Here is a 20,099-nt window from a genome sequence, read left to right on the forward strand (position 1 = left end):
TTACATTTTCGTTAAATTAAGAATGGTATTTACATTACTTGCCGTTGTTGCAATGATATTGATAATGCCTGTTCTTAATGCACCTAATATAGCCATTGCTTTACTACTTTCAGATGCAATACCAATCACACAAGGAATTGCTCTTAAATCATCAAGGCTTAGCCCAATAACCCGATCATTCATTACTGTATCAACTGGTTCACCTTGCAAATTAAAAAAGCCATATCCGGCAATATCACCTATCACACCTAAATTCCTTTTTGCTTCTGTAACTTCTTGAGGTGTAAACCAACCTAATTGCACCATATAGCTATTTTCATTCATATCACCAATACCAACTAATGCAATATCAGCCTTTCTTGCTCGATCCAAAGTTTCTTTGATAACTCCATTTTTCATAAAAACATCTCTAAACTCCTTATTTTCAAGGTAAGCTGGTGCATATAAAGTTTCATTAATACCATTAAAATTTCTAGCCAAATTTCTACAAGTATGATCAGCATCTACAGGTTCGCCATTTCTTTGCACACCACCAATACCACAAATAAACTTGCAAGATTTTGCAGGGAAAATACCAATATGTTCCCCTACAGATGCCACATTACGCCCTTGTCCTACTGCTATCGTCATTCCATCTTTTAATGTATGAGACAAATATGAACTTACTAACGCAGCAACTTGCCTTCTCTGTTCTGTTTCATTTTGCTCATCTATAGCAATTAACGCTCTTTGAATACCAAATTCGTCAATTAATCTTTTTTCTAATTGAGAAGTATAAATCGGGTGATATTTCACATTAATTTCAACTACACCTTCTTCTCTAGCCTTTTTAAGTAACCGACCTATTTTTATTCGTGAAAGATTAAATTTATTTGCAATTTCTTCTTGTGTTAATTCATGTTCATAATAAGCAATTGCAATTTCGGTCAATAAATCAATTTCTTTCAAATCTGCCATATAGATTTCCTAAATAAAATTCTCAATATATTTTCTAGACTTAATTAAAGTTTCTTCAATTACATTAATATCAATTTTATGTTCAAATTTTTTTGGCGTAGAATCTAATTCCCGATATATCCTTAATGGAATTTCCAAACTACAAGGAATATTACTACGCTTTAATTGACTAACAATATTACAATAATCAATCATTCCATCTCCTATAGCTGTAAACCTGAACTTATCATCTTCAATAATTACATCTTTAATATGAAAATATTTACAATATTTAATAGAGTTCATTGATTGTTCTATTAAATTTAACTTTATATCATAAGTTAACATATTTCCCGGATCAAAATTTATTGCATAAAAATCATTATCTAATTGATTTAATATTTCAAGCCCATCTTCTAATTTTACAAAAGCATTGAAGTTATAATCTCCTGCATTCTCTAAACATAAAATACAATGATTTTTTTCTAATAGACTCTTTAGTGACTTTAAATTTATTATTAATTTATCTTTATTTTCTAGTTTAGTAGTACAGACATTAATATATTTAGCTCCTATTAAATTAGCAAATGTGAGGCGAGCAGAAAAAATATCATATAATCCTTCTGTTGATAGATCCATTGTACACCCTAAAGCCAAAGTATCTAATTTATACTTATTTTTAAGATAATTAATACATCTAGCATTTTCTTCACTAAAAAGATCTTGATTTAAATTACTAACATATCCTTGGTTATAAGCTAATTCAAAATAATTAAATCCGCATTTTTTAATAGAAGAAAAAATAGTTTCTAGATCATATCCATCATAAATAGAAGTATTAACAGCTAATTTTAAGTTATTTTTCATTCCTATCTCCTCACATAATAGAAACTTTATAAGCTATTCATTTTTTCCTAATAATTTAATTTTATTCCAATAAATTTTTATAATTGGCATAGTAAAAACAAGAACTGTAGCTAAAATAAAAAATACAGATATTGGACGTTCTAATATAAGCCACCAATTGCCTTTAACCATTGTAATAGTCTGTCCTAATCTTAATTCCAATACGCCACCTAAAATTAAACCTATAGTCAAAGGAATAACTGAAAAACCAAATAGTCTCATTAAATATCCAAGTACACCAAAAATTAATGCTACATAAACATCAACTACAGATAAATTAACTGCATATGCACCGACAATACAAAAAACAAACACCATTGGCCATAAAATAGATGTAGGAATAAAGGTAATACGTGCGAATAACTTAGCTCCAGCTAACCCAATAATAAAAAATATAATATTTGCTAAAAGCATAGACCAAAAAATTGTATAAACAGCCTCGCCATTTTCAATAAACAAATTAGGACCAGGGTTTATCCCATGAATCATTAAACCAGCTACAATTACAGCTGCTGTAGGGCTACCTGGTATTCCTAATGCCAAACTTGGTACCATAGAACCTCCTGTTGCTGCATTATTTGCAGCTTCAGACCCTGCAATACCTTCAATAGATCCATTACCAAACTCTTCAGGTCTTTTTGACCAACGTTTAGCTTCGTTATAACCTACTATTGATGCCACAGTAGCCCCTTCAGCAGGTAAAATACCAATAAATGTACCTATTCCAGTAGAGCGCAAAATAGTTTTCCAAATTCGCTTATAATCTGAATAAGATGGTAATTTGATCTTATCCATTTTCACTAAATTACCTGTTATAGATGATCTAGAAATTTGAATGAATAGTTCACTAATTCCAAAAATGCCGATCATCATTGGAACTAAATTAATTCCTTCATATAATGCAGAAACTCCGAATGTAAAACGATCTATAGTTGTTAAAGGATCCACTCCTATAGTAGCAATTAATATCCCTAACAAACCTGATAATAAATTTTTTAAAACTGAGCTATTCCCAACAGTAGCTAACATAGAAATAGCAAAAATTGTTAAAGTTAAATATTCTGGTGGAGAAAATTTATAAGCAATATCTGCAAGAAGAGGAGCTGCAATCATTAAACAAATGACACTAATTATTCCACCTATTCCAGAAGAAACTGTTGCAATACCTAATGCTCTACCAGCTTCTCCTCGCTGAGCTAAAGGATAACCATCTAAGCAAGTTGTTGCACTTGCAGATGTTCCTGGAGTATTAATTAAAATAGCAGTAATTGCTCCAGCAAAGGTTGCAGCACAATAAATAGTAAGCATAATTGTCGATGCAGATATAGGATCCATTGTAATAGTAAACGGAAGAATCAATGCTACTCCCGTCGTAGCATTCAATCCAGGTAATGATCCAATCAATATTCCACCTATAGAAGCAACCATAATCCAGATTAATAACTCAATATTCGCTAAATTACCTAACGCATTCCACACAATATCCATGGTTCATCCTCTTATATAATTTATTACTATTCCATCAGGAAATTTCACACCTAAAATCTGCTCAAATAATACATAAATAAAAACAGGTAAGATAATAGTCAACAAAATAATAGGAAATATTTTTATTTTATCTGCCCACAAAAGATGAATAGCTAAAGAAAATAACATTATAGCTAAGAAAAAATCCACATTTAAAACTAAAATAAATATTGGAATAAGAAGAAGAACCTTTATAGTTATATAATTAAAATTAGTATCAAATATATCCTTTTCTTTACTTCCTCTTAACCATAAGATAAAGCTTAATAAAATAATAAAAGACGCACATATAATAGGAAAAGTTGATGGTTGTAGTCCTCTCTGTAAAATAGGAGGTAACTCTCTAAATTGAGAAGCAAGATAAATAACTACACTTGAAAATACAAAAATAGTAAAGAATATGAATAAATCTTTCTTACTTCTCATAATACTCTCCTTATTGCTAATAAATTATTTCAATATTATTGAATAAAGCCTAATTGTTTTAGTGATTCACGCATTTCTTTATCACTTTCTTCTAATTGTTTGGACCACACTTCTTTACCTGCAATAGAAGTCTCATCTAAGCCAAGATTATCTAAGAACTTCTGGAATTCCGGTTTTGACATAGCTTCTATAAAAGTTTTTTCAAGTTTTTCAACAATATCTTTAGGTGTTCCTGCCTTCACAACAAACCCTCTAACAGTAGATAAACTTACAGGAATTCCTAATTCTTTTGCTGTATATACAGTGGGTAAAGATTTCATTCTACTGTCTGAGAGAACCACTATCGGACAAACTTGTCCTGCACTAATTTGTACTTTAGCTTCACCTAGATTCAAAACACCAACATCAACACCTCCAGCAACAATTTGAGTAGCAACTTCATTTGCACTGTCAAATGGAATAACTTCTGCAGTCTTCACATTAGCTTTTGTCGTAAATGCAAATGCGGATACATCATCAATTCCACCTAAATGAGTAGTACCATAAGTAAGAGCTTTCGTTTTTTGTGACTCTATAAATTGATTTACATCTTTAAAACGATTACATTTCACCATTAAAATTTGAGGATCATCTGTTGCCCTTGCAATTGGAATCCAATCACTTAACGTTGTTTTTGAACTACCTTTAGCTATTTCACCAGCCTGTCCACTTGTATATGTCAAAATAGTATGTCCATCTGCTGGCCGTGATGTCACATAATCTAATGACAGTAAGCCACCACCACCTTTTTTATTGACAATTATGATTGATTTTCCTAATAGTGGCTCTGATAAACTTGCTACCATTCTTGCAGTTAAATCTGTTCCACCACCTGCACCAGAATGAGTTACCATTTCTAAGTTTTTATTAGGAAATGCAATTGCAGCTGTTGATATCACGGCCAGTGAAGTTAACAATAAAACTTTTTTCATATTTGTCCCCTTTAAAAAACTTTTAATAAAATAAATCAGATTTTTTCAAAAAATTTAAAGTAACAGCTTATTTATTCACAAACTCAGACATATATTTAATAATCAAAGACATAGATACTGCACCTGGATCTACATGCCCTAATGAGCGTTTCCCTAAACTTTTTGCACGACCAAAAACAGCAACTTGATTACGCGTTTCTTCAGCCCCCTCTGCCGCAGCTTTAGCTACGCTCGATAATGCACTGCCTAAATCATCATTCATCACTTTTTCTGACTGTTTTTCGGCTGCAACCAATGAATCAATCATCGTTTTATCGCCTGGTTTAGCCCCACCTCTAGCAAAAACTGCTGCTGATCCTGCAACTAAAAATTGTGAAAGAACTACGCTATTAAATTCTTGTTGACCCGCTATAGCTTTTCCCCCTGCTCTGAATAATGTGCCAAATATTGCACCGGAAGCTCCCCCCATACTTGACATCATCTTAGTACCAGCCTTTAAAAATAATTCGCCAACATCTTTAGGTGAAAAATCATTACTTGAAAGTAAATCTCGAACAGCTGCAAAACCTCGTTGCATACCTAATCCATGATCTCCATCACCAATTTTTAAATCTAATTCTGTCAACATCGGTTCACTACTGACCATTTTTTCAGCTGTATATAAAAGCATTTCTCTTGTTTCTGTTAAATTCATATCATTTTCTCCAAGCAAAACTGTTACAAGGCATGTCATATAATTTTTGTAATTCATCATCCAAACGAAAGATAGTTACTGAATAACCTGCCATTTCTTGAGATGTACAATAAGATCCAATTAACACATCATAAATTTGAATATTTCGTGCAGTTAACTCTTGATGAACTTTTCGATAAGCAATTAATAATTCGGTATAAGTTGAGCCACCTAAGTTATTAATGGTCACACAGACTTTGTCTTCACTTTGTAATTCAATGTCATTACATAAACGCTCAACCATCTCACCATTAATTTGATCAGCAGTTGTCATTTTTTGTCTTCTAACACCTGGCTCACCATGAATTCCCATACCAAGTTCTAATTCATCATCTTCCAACTCAAAATTAAATTTTCCTGTTTGGGGAATAGAACAAGCCCCTAAAGCTACGCCTATAGTTCTCGTATTAAAATTTGCTTTTTTAGTTACTTCATAGACCTGTTCTAAATCATAACCAGACTCAACAGCAGCCCCAGCAATCTTCAGAACATACATATCACCAGCAACACCACGTCTATCACTCATTTTAGAAATGGGTGCTGCAGAAATATCATCTGTTACTCGAACAGTTTTAACTTGAATTCCTTCCTCTTCTAAAAGTTCAGCTGCAATATCAAAGTTCATATTATCGCCAGCATAATTACCATAAACGAATAACACGCCTTGACCTTGTTCAACGGCTTTTGTTGTTTCTATAATGATGTCAGGGGATGGTGATGCAAAAATCTCTCCTAACGCAGCTGCATCAGCCAATCCTTGCCCTACATAACCTGCAAACATAGGCTCGTGTCCACTTCCACCTCCTGTGACAACTACAACCTGATCATTCCGAATTTGATCACGATATACACCGCTATAACCATCTACTTTTAATAATTTGCCTCGACAAGCACAAAGTAATCCCTCTAATTGTTCTGCTGGAACAGCATTAGGATTATTCAGTAATTTTTTAGGTTTTCTTGCCATAATACTTTTCTCCAAATTGTCTTATTCTGATTCAAGGACACCTTTGCCCATACGAACGGCAATATTAAAGGCAGCTTCAAAAGCTGTTGGCACAGCAATATTCTTGCCATACAAGTCATACGCTGTACCATGATTAGCGGTTGTAATTGGAATAGGAATTCCACCTTGTACTGTGACTCCTCGTTCAAAACCAAGAAGCTTAAGCGCAGTAGAAAATTGGTCGTGATACATTGACACTACCCCATCAATATTAAGGCGTTTCACTTCATGCATCGTCGTATCACTAGGAAATGGGCCATATAAATTAATTTGGTATTCTTTACGAGCGTGTTCCATCGCCGGCTTAATAATAGTAATTTCTTCATCTCCGAAAACACCTCCTTCACCACCATGAGGGTTTAAGGCTTGTACAGCAATTCTAGGTTGTGTAACACCGGCACGTACTAAAGAACTATGTAATAAACGAATACAATCAATAACTGCTGGAATAGATAAATTAGGTACAATATCTTTGAATGGAATATGGGAAGTCACTCTACTTGCCCAGATATTATCAACAACATTTAACTCACACACAAAACCATCAAAATTAGTTTGTTCTGCAAACCAATGTAATTCATCACGATACTTTAAACCACCTAAATGCATAGCTTGTTTATTTAATGGTGCAAAACAAATAGATTGCACATATCCAGCCTGAGCATATTCCACAGCTTTTTTCAAAGTTTCTAAAATATATACACCACTTTGTTGAGTGGCTTTACCATATTCGAAAGGTTTTAAATTTGAATTTTTGTATGAAATTAATGCAGGAATCCCTTTTTCATACGAAAATGAAGGCAGTTGATTCTCTGTAATTTCATCATAAGGGAATTGCAGTTGTGCGATATCCATACCTTTATGTAATTCATCTTTATCTGCAATGATTAAAATATTAGCTTTATCTCTTTGCTCCTTCTGAGATAACAATTTAGCGACCAATTCCGGACCTATGCCAGCAGGATCACCTAAAACTAATGCTATTGTTGGTTTCTGCATAATTGCCCCTATCAAACTAATGTTATAAAATACTTTATATTATGAACATATGTTCATAATAATAACTTTTGATAGGTGTATTAAATCATTTTTTTATATTGAAATGTGTGATAAAGCTCACAATAATGGATAATTGTATAAAAATATCTCATATTTGAGATAAAGATCACATTTTTAGGAAAAAAAGAAGGAATTAATAACAAATCTATTTCATTATAGAATAACTATATGAACACTTATAGAACATAAGTTTTTAATTGGGTTTATATGTTGTAATAACTTTTAAAAATGATTGAGCATAACGTTCTAATTTTTTAAACCCTACTCCATTGATTTGTAACATTTCAGAAAGTGTGGTTGGCATTTCTCGTGCCATTTCTTCCAATGTAGCATCATTGAATACAGCATAAGGCGGAATATTATCCCGATCAGAAAGTTGTTTTCTGAGTTTGCGTAATTGATTGAAGAGTTCCCGATCACCCTGCTTCGCTTGATAGCGATGAGCGTGGTTAATCATTGAAAGATTTTGTCTTGGTGTCGCTAACGATAATGTCATTTCTCCACGCAAAATCGGTCTGGCCGCTTCGGTAAGTTGTAATGCTGAATAATTGGCAATATTTTGACTTAAAAAGCCTAAATGAATTAATTGACGGATCACACTATGCCAATATTCTTGAGATTTATCCTTGCCAATACCAAAAACGGACAATTTATCGTGTTGTAATTCTTGAATTTTCTGATTTTGCAAGCCACGCAATACAGCAATCACATAATAGCTACCAAACTTTTGACCAGTACGATAAACCGTAGAAAGGATTTTTTGCGCATCAATTAGACCATCATATTTTTTTGGTGGGTTAAGGCAAATATCACAGTTATTACAAGGTTGATGGCGGTGTTCAGCAAAATAATTGAGTAATACCAAACGACGACAAGTTTGTGCCTCAGCAAATTCTCCCATCGCTTGTAATTTATGCTGCTCAATCATTTTTTGTGATGAATCATTTTTTTCCTGCAATAATTTATTCAACCACAAATAATCCTGATGATCATAAAACAGCACCGCTTCCGCCGGTAGATCATCGCGCCCTGCCCGCCCTGTTTCCTGATAATAAGCTTCAATACTTCTCGGGAGATCATAATGCAATACAAAACGAATATTCGGTTTATTAATACCCATTCCAAATGCAATCGTTGCAACAATAATCTGAATATTGTCACGTTGAAAATCGTGCTGAACCTGCTCCCTGATTTCATTACTGAAACCAGCGTGATAAGCCTTTGCCGAGATACCTTTACGTTGTAGCATCTCTGCTAATCGTTCAACTTTATTACGACTGTTGGCGTAAATAATACCGCTTTTACCTTGCTGTGATTTGATAAATTTAAGCAACTGTTCTTGTGGTTTAAACTTTTCCACCACAGTATAACGAATATTTGGGCGGTCAAAACTACCAATATAAACAAAGGGTTGCTGTAAGTTAAGCAATTCGAGGATGTCCTCTCGAGTAACTCGATCCGCCGTTGCGGTTAACGCCATAATCGGAATATTGGGAAAAACACGTGTCAAGCTACGCAACTGTGAATACTCAGGGCGAAAATCGTGTCCCCATTGAGAAATACAATGGGCTTCATCAATTGCAATAAAACTCACCTGACACTGCTGAATAAAATAGAAAAACGCCGTAGTCATCACTTTTTCCGGCGAAATATAGAGTAACTTTAATTTTCCGGATAACGCCTGTTGTTCAATTTCTCGTTGCTGTTGCAATGTTTGGCTAGAATTCAAATAAGCCGCCGCCACACCGTTTGCCGTAAGCTGATCAACCTGATCTTGCATCAAAGCAATCAAAGGAGAAATCACTAGTGTCAATCCGGAAAAACAGAGTGCTGGAATTTGGTAGCAAAGCGATTTTCCCCCACCTGTTGCCATCAAAATAAAGCTACTTTGACCTCGCAATGTTGCTTCAATAATTTGCTGCTGACCTTGACGAAATTGTTGATAGCCAAAAACGTCTTGAAGAATGGACTTTGCACGGATAAGACCGGTCGATTGCATATCAACCTGATCTTCAACATTAGAACACATTGTTTAAACTAATACCTAAACCGATGCGATCTGTGGATCGATTATAATCCAATAGTGATTCACCATAACCGTGATAATACTGCGCATAGACACGAACATATTTTGCGATTGGATAACTCCAAGAAATTTCCATTCCGCCTTTATTGGTTCGTGGATTATAACGTGCAGTCGTTTTCAGAATATGTTGATCAAACCGATAACCAACACTAACATCACCGTAACCATAATAATCAACAATATCCGGATTATCATCATCTTCCGATTTTTCCGGAATTCTCCAATAAGGTTTTAATTCCACCAACCAATTATCTTTGCTGAATGCCGCTCTCAAATAAATACGATTCCAGCTGCGTGATTTTAATTGTTCGTCGCTGCGTCCATTGGAAACGTGAACAACTCCGCTTTCAATATCAACCAATTTCCAACCAAACGGCAAATCATAATCGGTTGCCCAAGCAACAAACAACTGTGGTTGATAATTGCTTTCACGGAACGGAGAGGATTCACCTCGATTACTAAACTGAAACCAAGAACGTTGCGTATAGGATCCTGCAAGTACAGAGTTTTTTCCTAAAATATCTTTCCACAAAGGTAACGCCACACTAATTTGAAATTTAATCTCATCGTGTCGCATATTCTCAGGATAGTTGTAATTTTTATTGGAGAAAGTTTCCATTAAATAATTCTGTTCGTATGGTCGCAATCCAACAAAATTATCCGGTGCTTGTGTCAATAATAATGCCGTTCTACTTTGATAAGGCAATAAACTCGCACTTGCCGATGATAACGCCAATAATGCAGAAAATGCGACCAAGCTATATCTGAAACGCATCTTTGCTCCTATTTTTTATTGGTTAGAAAATTCAACCTGTTCGCCGTATGCTGAACAGGCTTCGCTTAAATAATGCCAAAAATTCTTGCCTTCCGCATTTAACCATTGTCCATTCTGATAGTGGAAATGGTAACCACCCAATTTGCTTGCTAGCCATAATTCTTGTAGTGGCTCCTGTTTATTCACCACAATTTGACTACCATCATCGAAAGTAATGGTAAAAACTGAACCTTGCGTATCACAATCTACATCGCAATCCTGCTGTTCCAAGTCTTCTTCTATCTGTTGCCAAGTTTGCTCAACAATTTGATGATATTCTGCATTATTCATAATCAATTTCTCCCAAAATAAGCGGTCATTATAGAGATTTTCAACGGTTAGAGATAGCATAACGCACAAATTAATGATAAAAAGAGCATCTATTGATTAAGGATCACATTATGAAAAAATTATTACTTACTCTTATTCTCGGCAGCTTTTTCTTAACCGCCTGTGGTGTAAAAGGTCCATTGTATATGCCACCTGACGATAATGCACAACAACAGCAACAAACACAGTAATTTTGAGGTTAAAACAGATTTATGGATTATTTCAATTATAAAAATGATCAATTAATGGCAGAAGAAATCTCTGTCCAACAGCTTGCACAACAATTCGGTACGCCTTTGTATGTTTATTCGCGCGCCACATTGGAACGCCACTGGCACGCTTTTGATTCCGCATTGCAAGGGCATCCGCACCTTATCTGTTTTGCTGTGAAATCCAACCCTAATATCGCTCTATTAAATTTACTTGCCAAATTAGGTTCAGGATTTGATATTGTTTCACAAGGCGAACTTGAACGCATTTTAGCCGCCGGTGGCGAAGCCAATAAAGTGGTGTTCTCTGGTGTGGCTAAATCCCATAGTGAAATTGAACGAGCATTAGAGGTCGGCATTCGTTGTTTCAACGTGGAATCGGAAGCTGAGCTGCTTCGTATTAATCAAGTCGCTGCAAAATTAGATAAAAAAGCGCCGATCTCCTTGCGTGTTAATCCAGATGTGGATGCAAAAACTCATCCTTATATCTCAACCGGCTTAAAGAAAAATAAATTTGGTGTCAGTGTGGAACGAGCAAGAGAAGTGTATCGCTTAGCAAAAACATTGCCACATATTCAAATTGTCGGTATGGATTGCCACATTGGTTCACAACTCACTGAATTACAACCATTTTTAGATTCAGCGGATCGTTTATTAATTTTGTTGGAACAATTACGTCAAGACGGTATTGAATTACATCATCTCGATCTTGGTGGCGGTTTAGGGGTTCGTTATAGTGATGAAACACCACCTCATCCAACTGAATATGCTAGTGCATTATTAGCAAAATTTAAACAATATCCGGAATTAGAAATCATCCTTGAGCCGGGACGTGCAATCAGTGCTAATGCTGGCATTTTAGTAACAAAAGTAGAATATCTAAAATCAAATGAAGATTTTAATTTCGCAATTGTTGATGCCGGAATGAACGATATGATCCGTCCGGCATTGTATCAGGCTTATATGGAAATTATTGAAGCAGATCGCTCCTTAGATCGTGAAGCTAAAGTGTATGATGTTGTCGGCCCAATCTGCGAAACATCGGATTTTCTCGGTAAAAGCAGACGATTGTCTATTGCTGCCGGTGATTTTATTGTTCAACGTTCAGCAGGTGCTTATGGTGCAAGTATGGCATCAAACTATAATTCTCACCCACGTGCAGCAGAAGTTTTGGTTGATGGAAACAAAGCACATTTGATCAAACGGCGCGAACGTTTTGAAGAGTTATGGGCGTGTGAACAACTTATTGACGAATAAAATACTACTTTTACAGGGCGATATTCCTAAAAATTCGCCCTGCCTTTCACCTAATTACAAATTTCTCAAAAAATTTCTTTTTCTAATTTTTCGCTAATTTTTCATTTTTATACTTACAACCACTGAAAACGCAGAATGTCTGCTTACCCATTTGTGTTTGAAGTAACCATCATAAAAGGAGTACAAATAAAATGTCTAAAATAACAAAAAAAATCGCAATGTTATCAACCGTCGCATTGTTAGCAATTGGCACAGCGCAGGTGAGTTTAGCTGATAATGATGACTTTCCTCGTTTAGAAAGCGCATTAAATGCCAGCAAAATTACACTTGTACAAGCGATTGACATTGCTACACAAAAACAGGCGGGAACCGTCGTTGAAGCCGATTTTCATCCGCATAGAAAGGGAAATCCTTTTTATGAAGTTGAAATTTTAACTAATGACAAACAATTAAAAGAACTTCGTATTGACGCTGTTACTTCTGAGATCATCAGAAACGAAGTGAAAGATACCGGCTGTCGTGATGGTGATAGACACCATAAACGTGGTCACTAGCGATTACTTATTCCAACGATCTTAAATCAACTAAACTAAATTACCCCCAACTTTGCAGTAGTCGGAAACGGCTACTGTTTTTTTTTAATTAAATTCCTGTTTTCTTACTGATTTGTTTCCGTTATTATCGATGTGCTTTTCACAAAAATAATATTCAATAATTTAATAAGGAAGGAATTTTTATGTCTTTACGCAACACTATTGCGATGAGTTCTATGAGTGCATTTCAATGGAGCATCGTGATTATTGCAGCCATTATGAATCTGCTTGACGGTTTTGATGTTCTCGCTCTCGCATTTACCGCCACAGCAATTCGTCAGGAATTTGCATTAAGCGGTGTTGAGCTTGGTACGCTATTAAGTGCCGGATTATTAGGAATGACCGCCGGTTCACTTTTTCTCGCACCAATAGCAGACAAAATTGGACGTAGACCATTATTAATCATTGCGGTCTTATTATCTGCTATCGGAATGTTCGGTTCTGCCTTTACACCGAATCAACAATGGTTAGCGGTATGGCGCGTGATTACCGGTTTGGGCGTAGGCGGAATTTTAGTCGGCACCAACGTTCTAACCAGTGAATACTCCTCTCAACGTTGGCGTAGTTTAGCTATCAGTATCTATGCTGCCGGATTTGGTGTCGGTGCGGTTTTAGGAGGAATGTTTTCTGTAATGCTGCAAGCAGAATATGGTTGGCGTTCTGTCTTTTTAGCCGGTGCAGTGCTAACCGCAATCTGTTTAGTAATAGTTATTTTTTGGTTGCCAGAATCAATTGATTTTCTATTGGTTAAACAACCTAAAAATGCTGTTCAAAAACTCAATCGAATTACCGTGAAAATGGGTTTAGGCGATCAATGGCAACTGCCTGAAAAAACAGTAGAAAACCGCACTTCCGCTTTACCGTTTTCACGTCTGCTGAAGCAAGATTATCTCCGCTCTACATTGTTGTTATGGACAGCATTCTTTACCATTATGTTCAGTTTCTATTTTATTAGTTCGTGGACACCAGCTTTATTAAAAGAAGCTGGAATGACAATGGAACAAAGCGTTAGCATTGGAATGATGATTTCTCTCGGCGGTACGGTTGGCGCACTGTTTTTTGGTCTATTGGCAAGTTATTGGTCACCTAAAAAAGTATCAGTTATTTTTACAATACTTTCAGCTCTAGTGGTTGTCTGTTTTATTCTATCCGCTTCAATCCTTTGGCTGGCAATGATTCTCGGTATTTTAGTCGGTGCATTGATTAACGGCTGCATCAGTGGACTTTACACATTAAACCCTAGTGTTTATGCAGCAGAAATTCGTAGCACCAGCGTAGGCACAGCGATCGGTGTCGGACGTATCGGTGCCATTTTAGCACCAACCATCGCCGGCATTCTGTTAGATCAGGGTTGGGATAAGCAGAGCCTTTATATCGGCGTTGCCGTTGTGTTATTACTCTCCACGTTGGCGTTAAGCTATCTAAAAACTTACCAAAAAGATTAATTTTTTATGATGGCGTGTTGGCACGCCATCCATAAAAAGCGCAAATATTAGGTTTGATAACTAGCCATTATCAAAATCTTGGTTATACTGATTCCCTTTCTATTTCTGTTGTCACGATATAAGACTGTATGCAACAAACTAAGCAAAAAATGATGTTACAAGGCTTCAAAGATGCCTTCCCCGTGATGCTCGGTTTTATCCCTTTCGGTTTTGTTTTAGGCGCTCAAGCCGCTGCACAACATATGAAAGTGTGGCAAGTGCCGTTTATGACTGGTGTAAATTTTGCCGGCGGTTCGGAATTTGCCGCAGTAGGATTATGGGCTTCCCCACCGCCATTATTGCTAATTGCAATGGCGACTTTATTGATCAATTGCCGCCATATTTTGATGAGCGCCGCACTTACTCCTTATTTAAAAGGTATTTCCCTACCAAAATCTTTGCTCGTACTATTCTTTATGTGCGATGAGTGTTGGGCATTGGCATTAAATAACATCAAGCAAAACGCATTACGCCAACTCAATTTACATTATTACTTTTGTATGGCACTGTCGCTTTACAGTACTTGGATTATCTCAACCGCATTCGGCGCTTGGTTAGGCCCAGTATTGGGAGATATTAAACAATATGGTTTTGATATGGCTTTTGTTGCCGTATTTTTGGTATTGCTCAAAGGAATGTGGGCAGGTTTTCGTCCGGCGATTGCTTGGTTAATCAGTCTGTTAGTTGCAGCATTTAGTTATAAATTTATCGATGGAGCTTGGTATGTTTTATTAGGCACTGTCAGTGGTTTAATTGTGGCTTGGTGGCTGGAGAAACACAAATGAGTTGGGAAGTATTAACTATTCTATCTATGGCAGCGGTAACCTATTCGACTCGGCTTTTCGGTTTCTTTTTACTACAAAAGAAACAATTAAGTCCGACAGCAAAAAACTTATTGGCTCAAGTACCAGCGTGCGTACTAATTTCTGTTATTGCGCCGGAATTTACTAGCAGTAATCCAGCGGACTGGATCGGATTAATCATCACCTTTTTAGCGGCAATCCGTTTTTCATTTTTACCAACTGTTATTATCGGCATTATAGCAACCGGGATTGCTAGACATTTTCTTGGTTAATTCGGTTCAGCTATTCCGCCAATCGGTGGCAAATGCTAGAATACCGCCAATTTTTTTGTTTTTAATGGAATTTTGTTATGCGTACTAGTCAATATTTACTTTCAACCTTAAAAGAAACTCCAACTGATGCCGAAGTAGTCAGTCATCAATTAATGTTACGCGCAGGTATGATCCGTAAACTTGCTGCCGGTTTATACACTTGGTTGCCAACCGGTGTTCGCGTATTGAAAAAAGTGGAAAATATTGTGCGTGAAGAGATGAATAAAAGCGGTGCTATTGAAGTAATAATGCCGGTAGTTCAACCAGCTGATCTCTGGCAGGAATCTCATCGTTGGGAGCAATACGGCCCTGAATTACTCCGCTTTACCGATCGTGGCGACCGCCCATTCGTACTTGGCCCGACCCACGAAGAAGTCATCACCGATTTAGCTCGCCGTGAATTATCTTCTTATAAACAGTTGCCTATCAATCTTTACCAAATTCAAACCAAATTCCGTGATGAAGTCCGCCCTCGTTTCGGTGTAATGCGTTCTCGTGAATTTATTATGAAAGATGGCTACTCTTTCCACTTGGATAAGGAAAGTTTACAACAGACTTATGATGTAATGCACCAAACTTACTGCAATATTTTCAATCGTTTAGGCTTAGATTTCCGTCCTGTTCAGGCGGATAACGGTTCTATCGGCGGCAGTGGCTCTCACGAATTCCAAGTGTTAGCAGATAGCGGAGAAGATGACATTGTCTTCTCTACCGAATCTGATTATGCTGCGAATATTGAAATGGCGGAAGCAGTTGCATTAGGCAAACGTCAAGCGGCAACAGAAGAACTTCGTATCGTTGATACACCGAATGCCAAAACAATTGCAGCATTAGTAGAACAGTTCAATTTACCGATTGAAAAAACCGTAAAAACCTTAATTGTAAAAGGTGAAGAAGAGGGCAAACTGATTGCACTACTCGTTCGTGGTGATCACGAATTAAATGAAGTTAAAGCAGAAAAATTGCCTCAAGTTGCTGCACCATTAACTTTTGCTACAGAAGAAGAAATTCGTGCCGCTGTTGGCGCCGGTCCGGGTTCATTAGGGCCACTTAATCTGCCATTGGAAATTGTCATTGATCGTACCGTTGCCAATATGAGCGACTTCGGTGCCGGTGCTAATATTGATGGCAAACACTATTTTGGTATTAACTGGGATCGTGATTTGCCAACGCCACAAATTGCCGATATCCGTAATGTAGTAGAAGGCGATCCAAGCCCTTGTGGTAAAGGAACCTTGTTAATTAAACGTGGTATTGAAGTTGGCCATATTTTCCAACTTGGTAAAAAATATTCCGAAGCTATGAAAGCTACTGTACAAGGCGAAGACGGCAAACCCCAAACAATGATGATGGGCTGTTACGGTATTGGTATTACTCGTGTGGTGGCAGCCGCAATTGAGCAAAGCCACGATGAACGAGGTATTATTTGGAGCGACACGCTTGCCCCATTCCAAGTGGCAATTGTGCCAATGAATATGCATAAATCAACCGCCGTACAACAATATGCAGAAGAGCTTTATCAAACTCTGTTAAAACAAGGTATTGAAGTATTATTTGATGACCGCAAAGAGCGTCCCGGAGTGATGTTTGCTGATATGGAATTAATCGGTATTCCACATATGATTATTATCGGTGAAAAAAACCTCGAAAAAGGTGAAATTGAATATAAATCTCGTCGTAGTGGTGAAAAACAGATGGTTGATAAACAACAACTTGTTAAATTTATTACAGAAAAATTGCAATAATGTTATATCGTTTATATGATGGGCTTGGTTATACCAAGCCCTTTGTATTTAAGCGAAATACCATAAAGATGTTCCAAATTATAAAACAACACATAAAAACATTATGCTATGAATTTATAGTTACGTCTTTTCCGAATTAAATACATTTTTACAGCTGCAAACAGACAGGACTTTCAACCACTAAGGAAATTCTGATAAAAGACATTTCATAATTACAGGAGTAAACAATGTCGAAAATACAACGTTATCGTCAAGCAACAAAAGAAGCAAAAATAACGCTGCTGTTAGCCATTCTTTATGTTATCGGTTGGTGTATCTGTGCTTATTTGCCTGAAAACAGCAGTGGTCCTTTAGGTTTTCCGTTATGGTTTGAATTAGCTTGTATCTATTTACCGATTCTCTTTATTGTGGTCTGCCACTGGGTGATCAAAATTTTCTTTCAGGAAATTTCTCTTGAAAACAGCGATGATAAGGAGTTGCAATGAATTTAGGTGTTATTTTCCCCCTTGTCATTTATTTAGCCTTTATTTTCGGCGCAGCATTGTATGCTTATAGCAAACGGCATCAAGGTGATTTTTTAACGGAATACTATGTCGGAAATCGTTCTATGACAGGTTTCGTATTGGCAATGACCACTGCTGCAACTTATGCCAGTGCCAGTTCTTTTGTCGGCGGTCCGGGAGCAGCTTATAAATTCGGTTTAGGCTGGGTATTATTAGCAATGATCCAAGTGCCGGTTGTCTGGTTAGCTTTAGGCACGCTCGGTAAAAAATTCGCTATATTATCTCGTGAAACCAATGCACTCACCATCAATGATATTCTCTTTTATCGCTATAAAAATAAATATTTAGTTTGGATCTCCTGCTTTGCACTATTGGTGGCTTTTTTTGCAGCAATGACCGTGCAATTTATCGGTGGTGCACGTTTATTGGAAACTACTATCGGCTTAACTTATACACAAGCATTATTAATTTTCGCCATTACTGTCGGTTTATATACCTTTATCGGTGGCTTCCGTGCTGTAGTGTTAACCGATACTATTCAAGGCACAGTGATGATCCTTGGAACTATTATTCTCTTGTTAGGTGTCATCTATGCCGCCGGCGGTGTTGAGAATGCCATCAACACACTTAACACCATCGATCCGGCACTCGTTTCTCCTTATGGCCCAAACGAAATGTTAAGTTTCTCTTTTATGGCTTCATTCTGGGTTTTAGTCTGCTTTGGCGTCATCGGATTACCACATACTGCCGTGCGTTGTATGTCTTATAAAGACAGCAAGGCATTACATCGAGGAATGATTATCGGCACAATTGTTTTGACAATTGTAATGTTCGGAATGCATCTCGCTGGGGCATTGGGAAGAGCGGTTATTCCTGATTTAACTATCCCCGATCAAGTCATTCCGGCATTAATGGTAAAAGTGTTGCCACCGATTATCGCCGGCATTTTCCTCGCCGCACCAATGTCTGCTATTATGTCAACCATTGATGCTCAACTTATTCAATCTTCCTCTATTTTTGTAAAGGATCTTTATCTTTCCGCCAAACCTGAAGCAGCAAAAGATCAGAAAAAAATCAGCCGTTTCTCAACTGTATTGACGCTGACGTTAAGCGCATTATTAGTGCTTGCCGCATTAAATCCACCTGATATGATTATTTGGCTCAATTTATTTGCGTTCGGCGGTTTGGAAGCTGCCTTTTTATGGGTTATCATTCTCGGACTTTATTGGGATAAAGCCAACGCTTACGGTGGAATCGCCTCGATGATCACCGGTTTAGGTGTTTATATTGGCTTTACTACCGCAGCGATTAAACCATTCGGATTACACGCAATCGTACCTTCACTTGCACTGGGTTTAATCGCTTTTTTAATTGCAAACAAATTTGGTGAAAAACAGATAAAGGATAATTATGGCTTGGCTACAAATTAGATTAAACAGCACAAATGAACTGGCAGAACAACTTAGTGATTGTTTAGAAGAGTTAGGTGCGGTATCCGTTACCTTTATGGATAGCAAAGATACGCCGATTTTTGAACCATTACCCGGAGAAACTCGTCTTTGGGGAAATACCGATGTAATGGCATTGTTCGATGCAGAAACTGATATGCAAGAGATTGTTGCAGCCTTGCGTGAACAGGGACAAATTCAACAACAAACGGCTTACAAAGTTGAACAAATCGAAGATAAAGATTGGGAACGTGAATGGATGGATAATTTCCATCCACTTAAATTTGGCAAAAGATTATGGATCTGCCCAAGTTGGCGTGAAATTCCTGATCCAACTGCCGTCAATGTGATGTTAGATCCGGGTCTTGCGTTTGGCACCGGCACACATCCAACAACAGCCCTCTGTTTAGAGTGGCTTGATTCCCTTGATTTACAAGATAAAACCATTATTGATTTCGGTTGTGGTTCTGGCATTCTCGCTATTGCCGCCCTAAAATTAGGTGCAAAAAATGCGATCGGGATTGATATTGATCCACAAGCGATCCAAGCCAGTCGTGAAAATGCCAAACGTAACGGTGTCGAAGATCGTTTACAACTCTATCTTTCCGCCGATACACCGAACGATCTTAAAGCGGATGTCGTGGTTGCCAATATTTTAGCCGGACCATTAAAAGAGCTTGCACCGATTATCTCATCTTTAGTGATCCCTCAAGGGAAACTTGGGCTTTCCGGCGTGTTATTCACACAAAGTGAGGCAGTCGCCGCCGCTTATGCCGATCAATTTGAACTCGATCCGGTAGCGGAACGTGAAGAGTGGTGCCGAATCACCGGCAGTAAAAAATAGCCTATTTTTATAACTTTTTGTTATATAAAAATCCAATCAGCTATTTTAACTCTTGCGATACTCACGTTAGACTGCTCAAAAATTTTTTGAACATTTAAAGGAAAATTG

The 20,099-nt window shown here is 37.0% G+C and carries 21 protein-coding genes; 10 read left to right on the forward strand and 11 right to left on the reverse strand.

The genetic code is table 11. From position 1 onward, the window contains the following. The 11 genes from ACXPAV_RS08495 to cyaY form a co-directional block, all read right to left on the reverse strand. On the reverse strand, positions 1-957 hold the full coding sequence (locus ACXPAV_RS08495) for a sugar-binding transcriptional regulator (protein WP_039159324.1): 957 nt from the start codon (positions 955-957) through the stop codon (positions 1-3). Between the two features lie 9 nt (positions 958-966). Then, complete coding sequence (locus tag ACXPAV_RS08500; protein ID WP_458003255.1) at positions 967-1,803, reverse strand: sugar phosphate isomerase/epimerase family protein; 837 nt, start codon at positions 1,801-1,803, stop codon at positions 967-969. A 33-nt stretch (positions 1,804-1,836) separates the two neighbouring features. After that, complete coding sequence (locus ACXPAV_RS08505) at positions 1,837-3,330, reverse strand: tripartite tricarboxylate transporter permease (protein ID WP_039163667.1); 1,494 nt, start codon at positions 3,328-3,330, stop codon at positions 1,837-1,839. Between the two features lie 3 nt (positions 3,331-3,333). Then, a complete protein-coding gene (locus tag ACXPAV_RS08510; protein WP_039159330.1) occupies positions 3,334-3,795 on the reverse strand; it encodes a tripartite tricarboxylate transporter TctB family protein in 462 nt (153 codons plus the stop codon). 35 nt (positions 3,796-3,830) lie between these two features. Then, positions 3,831-4,766, reverse strand: a complete 936-nt coding sequence (locus ACXPAV_RS08515) for a Bug family tripartite tricarboxylate transporter substrate binding protein (RefSeq protein WP_039159332.1) — start codon at positions 4,764-4,766, stop codon at positions 3,831-3,833. Between the two features lie 67 nt (positions 4,767-4,833). Continuing rightward, on the reverse strand, positions 4,834-5,460 hold the full coding sequence (dhaL, locus tag ACXPAV_RS08520; RefSeq protein ID WP_458003256.1) for a dihydroxyacetone kinase subunit DhaL: 627 nt from the start codon (positions 5,458-5,460) through the stop codon (positions 4,834-4,836). Between the two features lies 1 nt (position 5,461). After that, entirely contained in the window at positions 5,462-6,466 is a 1,005-nt protein-coding gene (locus tag ACXPAV_RS08525) for a dihydroxyacetone kinase subunit DhaK (RefSeq protein ID WP_042907177.1), read from the reverse strand. Positions 6,467-6,487: 21 nt separating this feature from the next. Beyond that, positions 6,488-7,504, reverse strand: a complete 1,017-nt coding sequence (locus tag ACXPAV_RS08530; protein ID WP_285097736.1) for a 4-hydroxythreonine-4-phosphate dehydrogenase PdxA — start codon at positions 7,502-7,504, stop codon at positions 6,488-6,490. Positions 7,505-7,757: 253 nt separating this feature from the next. Continuing rightward, positions 7,758-9,593 carry a DNA helicase RecQ gene (recQ, locus tag ACXPAV_RS08535; RefSeq protein ID WP_458003257.1) on the reverse strand — a complete coding sequence of 612 codons (1,836 nt, stop codon included), beginning with the start codon at positions 9,591-9,593 and terminating at the stop codon, positions 7,758-7,760. After that, positions 9,583-10,425, reverse strand: a complete 843-nt coding sequence (locus ACXPAV_RS08540) for a phospholipase A (protein ID WP_458003258.1) — start codon at positions 10,423-10,425, stop codon at positions 9,583-9,585. Before ACXPAV_RS08540 ends, recQ begins: the two co-directional genes overlap by 11 nt. A 15-nt stretch (positions 10,426-10,440) precedes the next feature. Then, positions 10,441-10,755 (reverse strand): iron donor protein CyaY, encoded by a 315-nt coding sequence (gene cyaY, locus ACXPAV_RS08545; RefSeq protein WP_458003259.1) that lies wholly within the window; start codon positions 10,753-10,755, stop codon positions 10,441-10,443. 110 nt (positions 10,756-10,865) lie between these two features. Here cyaY and lptM point away from each other — a divergent pair, with 110 nt between their 5' ends. The 10 genes from lptM (at position 10,866) to prmA (ending at position 19,991) form a co-directional block, all read left to right on the forward strand. Beyond that, complete coding sequence (gene lptM, locus ACXPAV_RS08550; protein WP_039142951.1) at positions 10,866-10,985, forward strand: LPS translocon maturation chaperone LptM; 120 nt, start codon at positions 10,866-10,868, stop codon at positions 10,983-10,985. A gap of 21 nt (positions 10,986-11,006) precedes the next feature. After that, the gene (lysA, locus tag ACXPAV_RS08555) at positions 11,007-12,260 is read left to right on the forward strand and encodes a diaminopimelate decarboxylase (RefSeq protein WP_458003260.1); all 1,254 of its coding nucleotides are present in this window, start codon (positions 11,007-11,009) and stop codon (positions 12,258-12,260) included. A 191-nt stretch (positions 12,261-12,451) separates the two neighbouring features. Then, positions 12,452-12,814: a PepSY domain-containing protein gene (locus ACXPAV_RS08560; RefSeq protein WP_458003261.1), complete on the forward strand. Its 363-nt coding sequence runs from the start codon at positions 12,452-12,454 to the stop codon at positions 12,812-12,814. A 182-nt stretch (positions 12,815-12,996) separates the two neighbouring features. Beyond that, positions 12,997-14,298, forward strand: coding sequence for an MFS transporter (locus tag ACXPAV_RS08565; RefSeq protein WP_458003262.1), 1,302 nt, complete (start codon positions 12,997-12,999; stop codon positions 14,296-14,298). A 128-nt stretch (positions 14,299-14,426) separates the two neighbouring features. Continuing rightward, positions 14,427-15,122: an AzlC family ABC transporter permease gene (locus tag ACXPAV_RS08570; protein ID WP_458003263.1), complete on the forward strand. Its 696-nt coding sequence runs from the start codon at positions 14,427-14,429 to the stop codon at positions 15,120-15,122. Beyond that, positions 15,119-15,412, forward strand: a complete 294-nt coding sequence (locus tag ACXPAV_RS08575) for an AzlD family protein (RefSeq protein WP_458003264.1) — start codon at positions 15,119-15,121, stop codon at positions 15,410-15,412. The genes ACXPAV_RS08570 and ACXPAV_RS08575 overlap by 4 nt, the downstream gene beginning before the upstream one ends. Before the next feature lie 77 nt (positions 15,413-15,489). Then, on the forward strand, positions 15,490-17,196 hold the full coding sequence (gene proS, locus ACXPAV_RS08580; RefSeq protein ID WP_458003265.1) for a proline--tRNA ligase: 1,707 nt from the start codon (positions 15,490-15,492) through the stop codon (positions 17,194-17,196). A gap of 227 nt (positions 17,197-17,423) precedes the next feature. Further along, positions 17,424-17,681, forward strand: coding sequence for a YhdT family protein (locus ACXPAV_RS08585; protein WP_021460903.1), 258 nt, complete (start codon positions 17,424-17,426; stop codon positions 17,679-17,681). After that, complete coding sequence (gene panF / locus ACXPAV_RS08590) at positions 17,678-19,129, forward strand: sodium/pantothenate symporter (RefSeq protein WP_458003266.1); 1,452 nt, start codon at positions 17,678-17,680, stop codon at positions 19,127-19,129. The genes ACXPAV_RS08585 and panF overlap by 4 nt, the downstream gene beginning before the upstream one ends. Continuing rightward, entirely contained in the window at positions 19,110-19,991 is an 882-nt protein-coding gene (gene prmA / locus ACXPAV_RS08595; RefSeq protein WP_458003267.1) for a 50S ribosomal protein L11 methyltransferase, read from the forward strand. The genes panF and prmA overlap by 20 nt, the downstream gene beginning before the upstream one ends. Positions 19,992-20,099 lie beyond the last annotated feature (108 nt).

This window comes from Gallibacterium sp. ZY190522 (assembly GCF_054166015.1).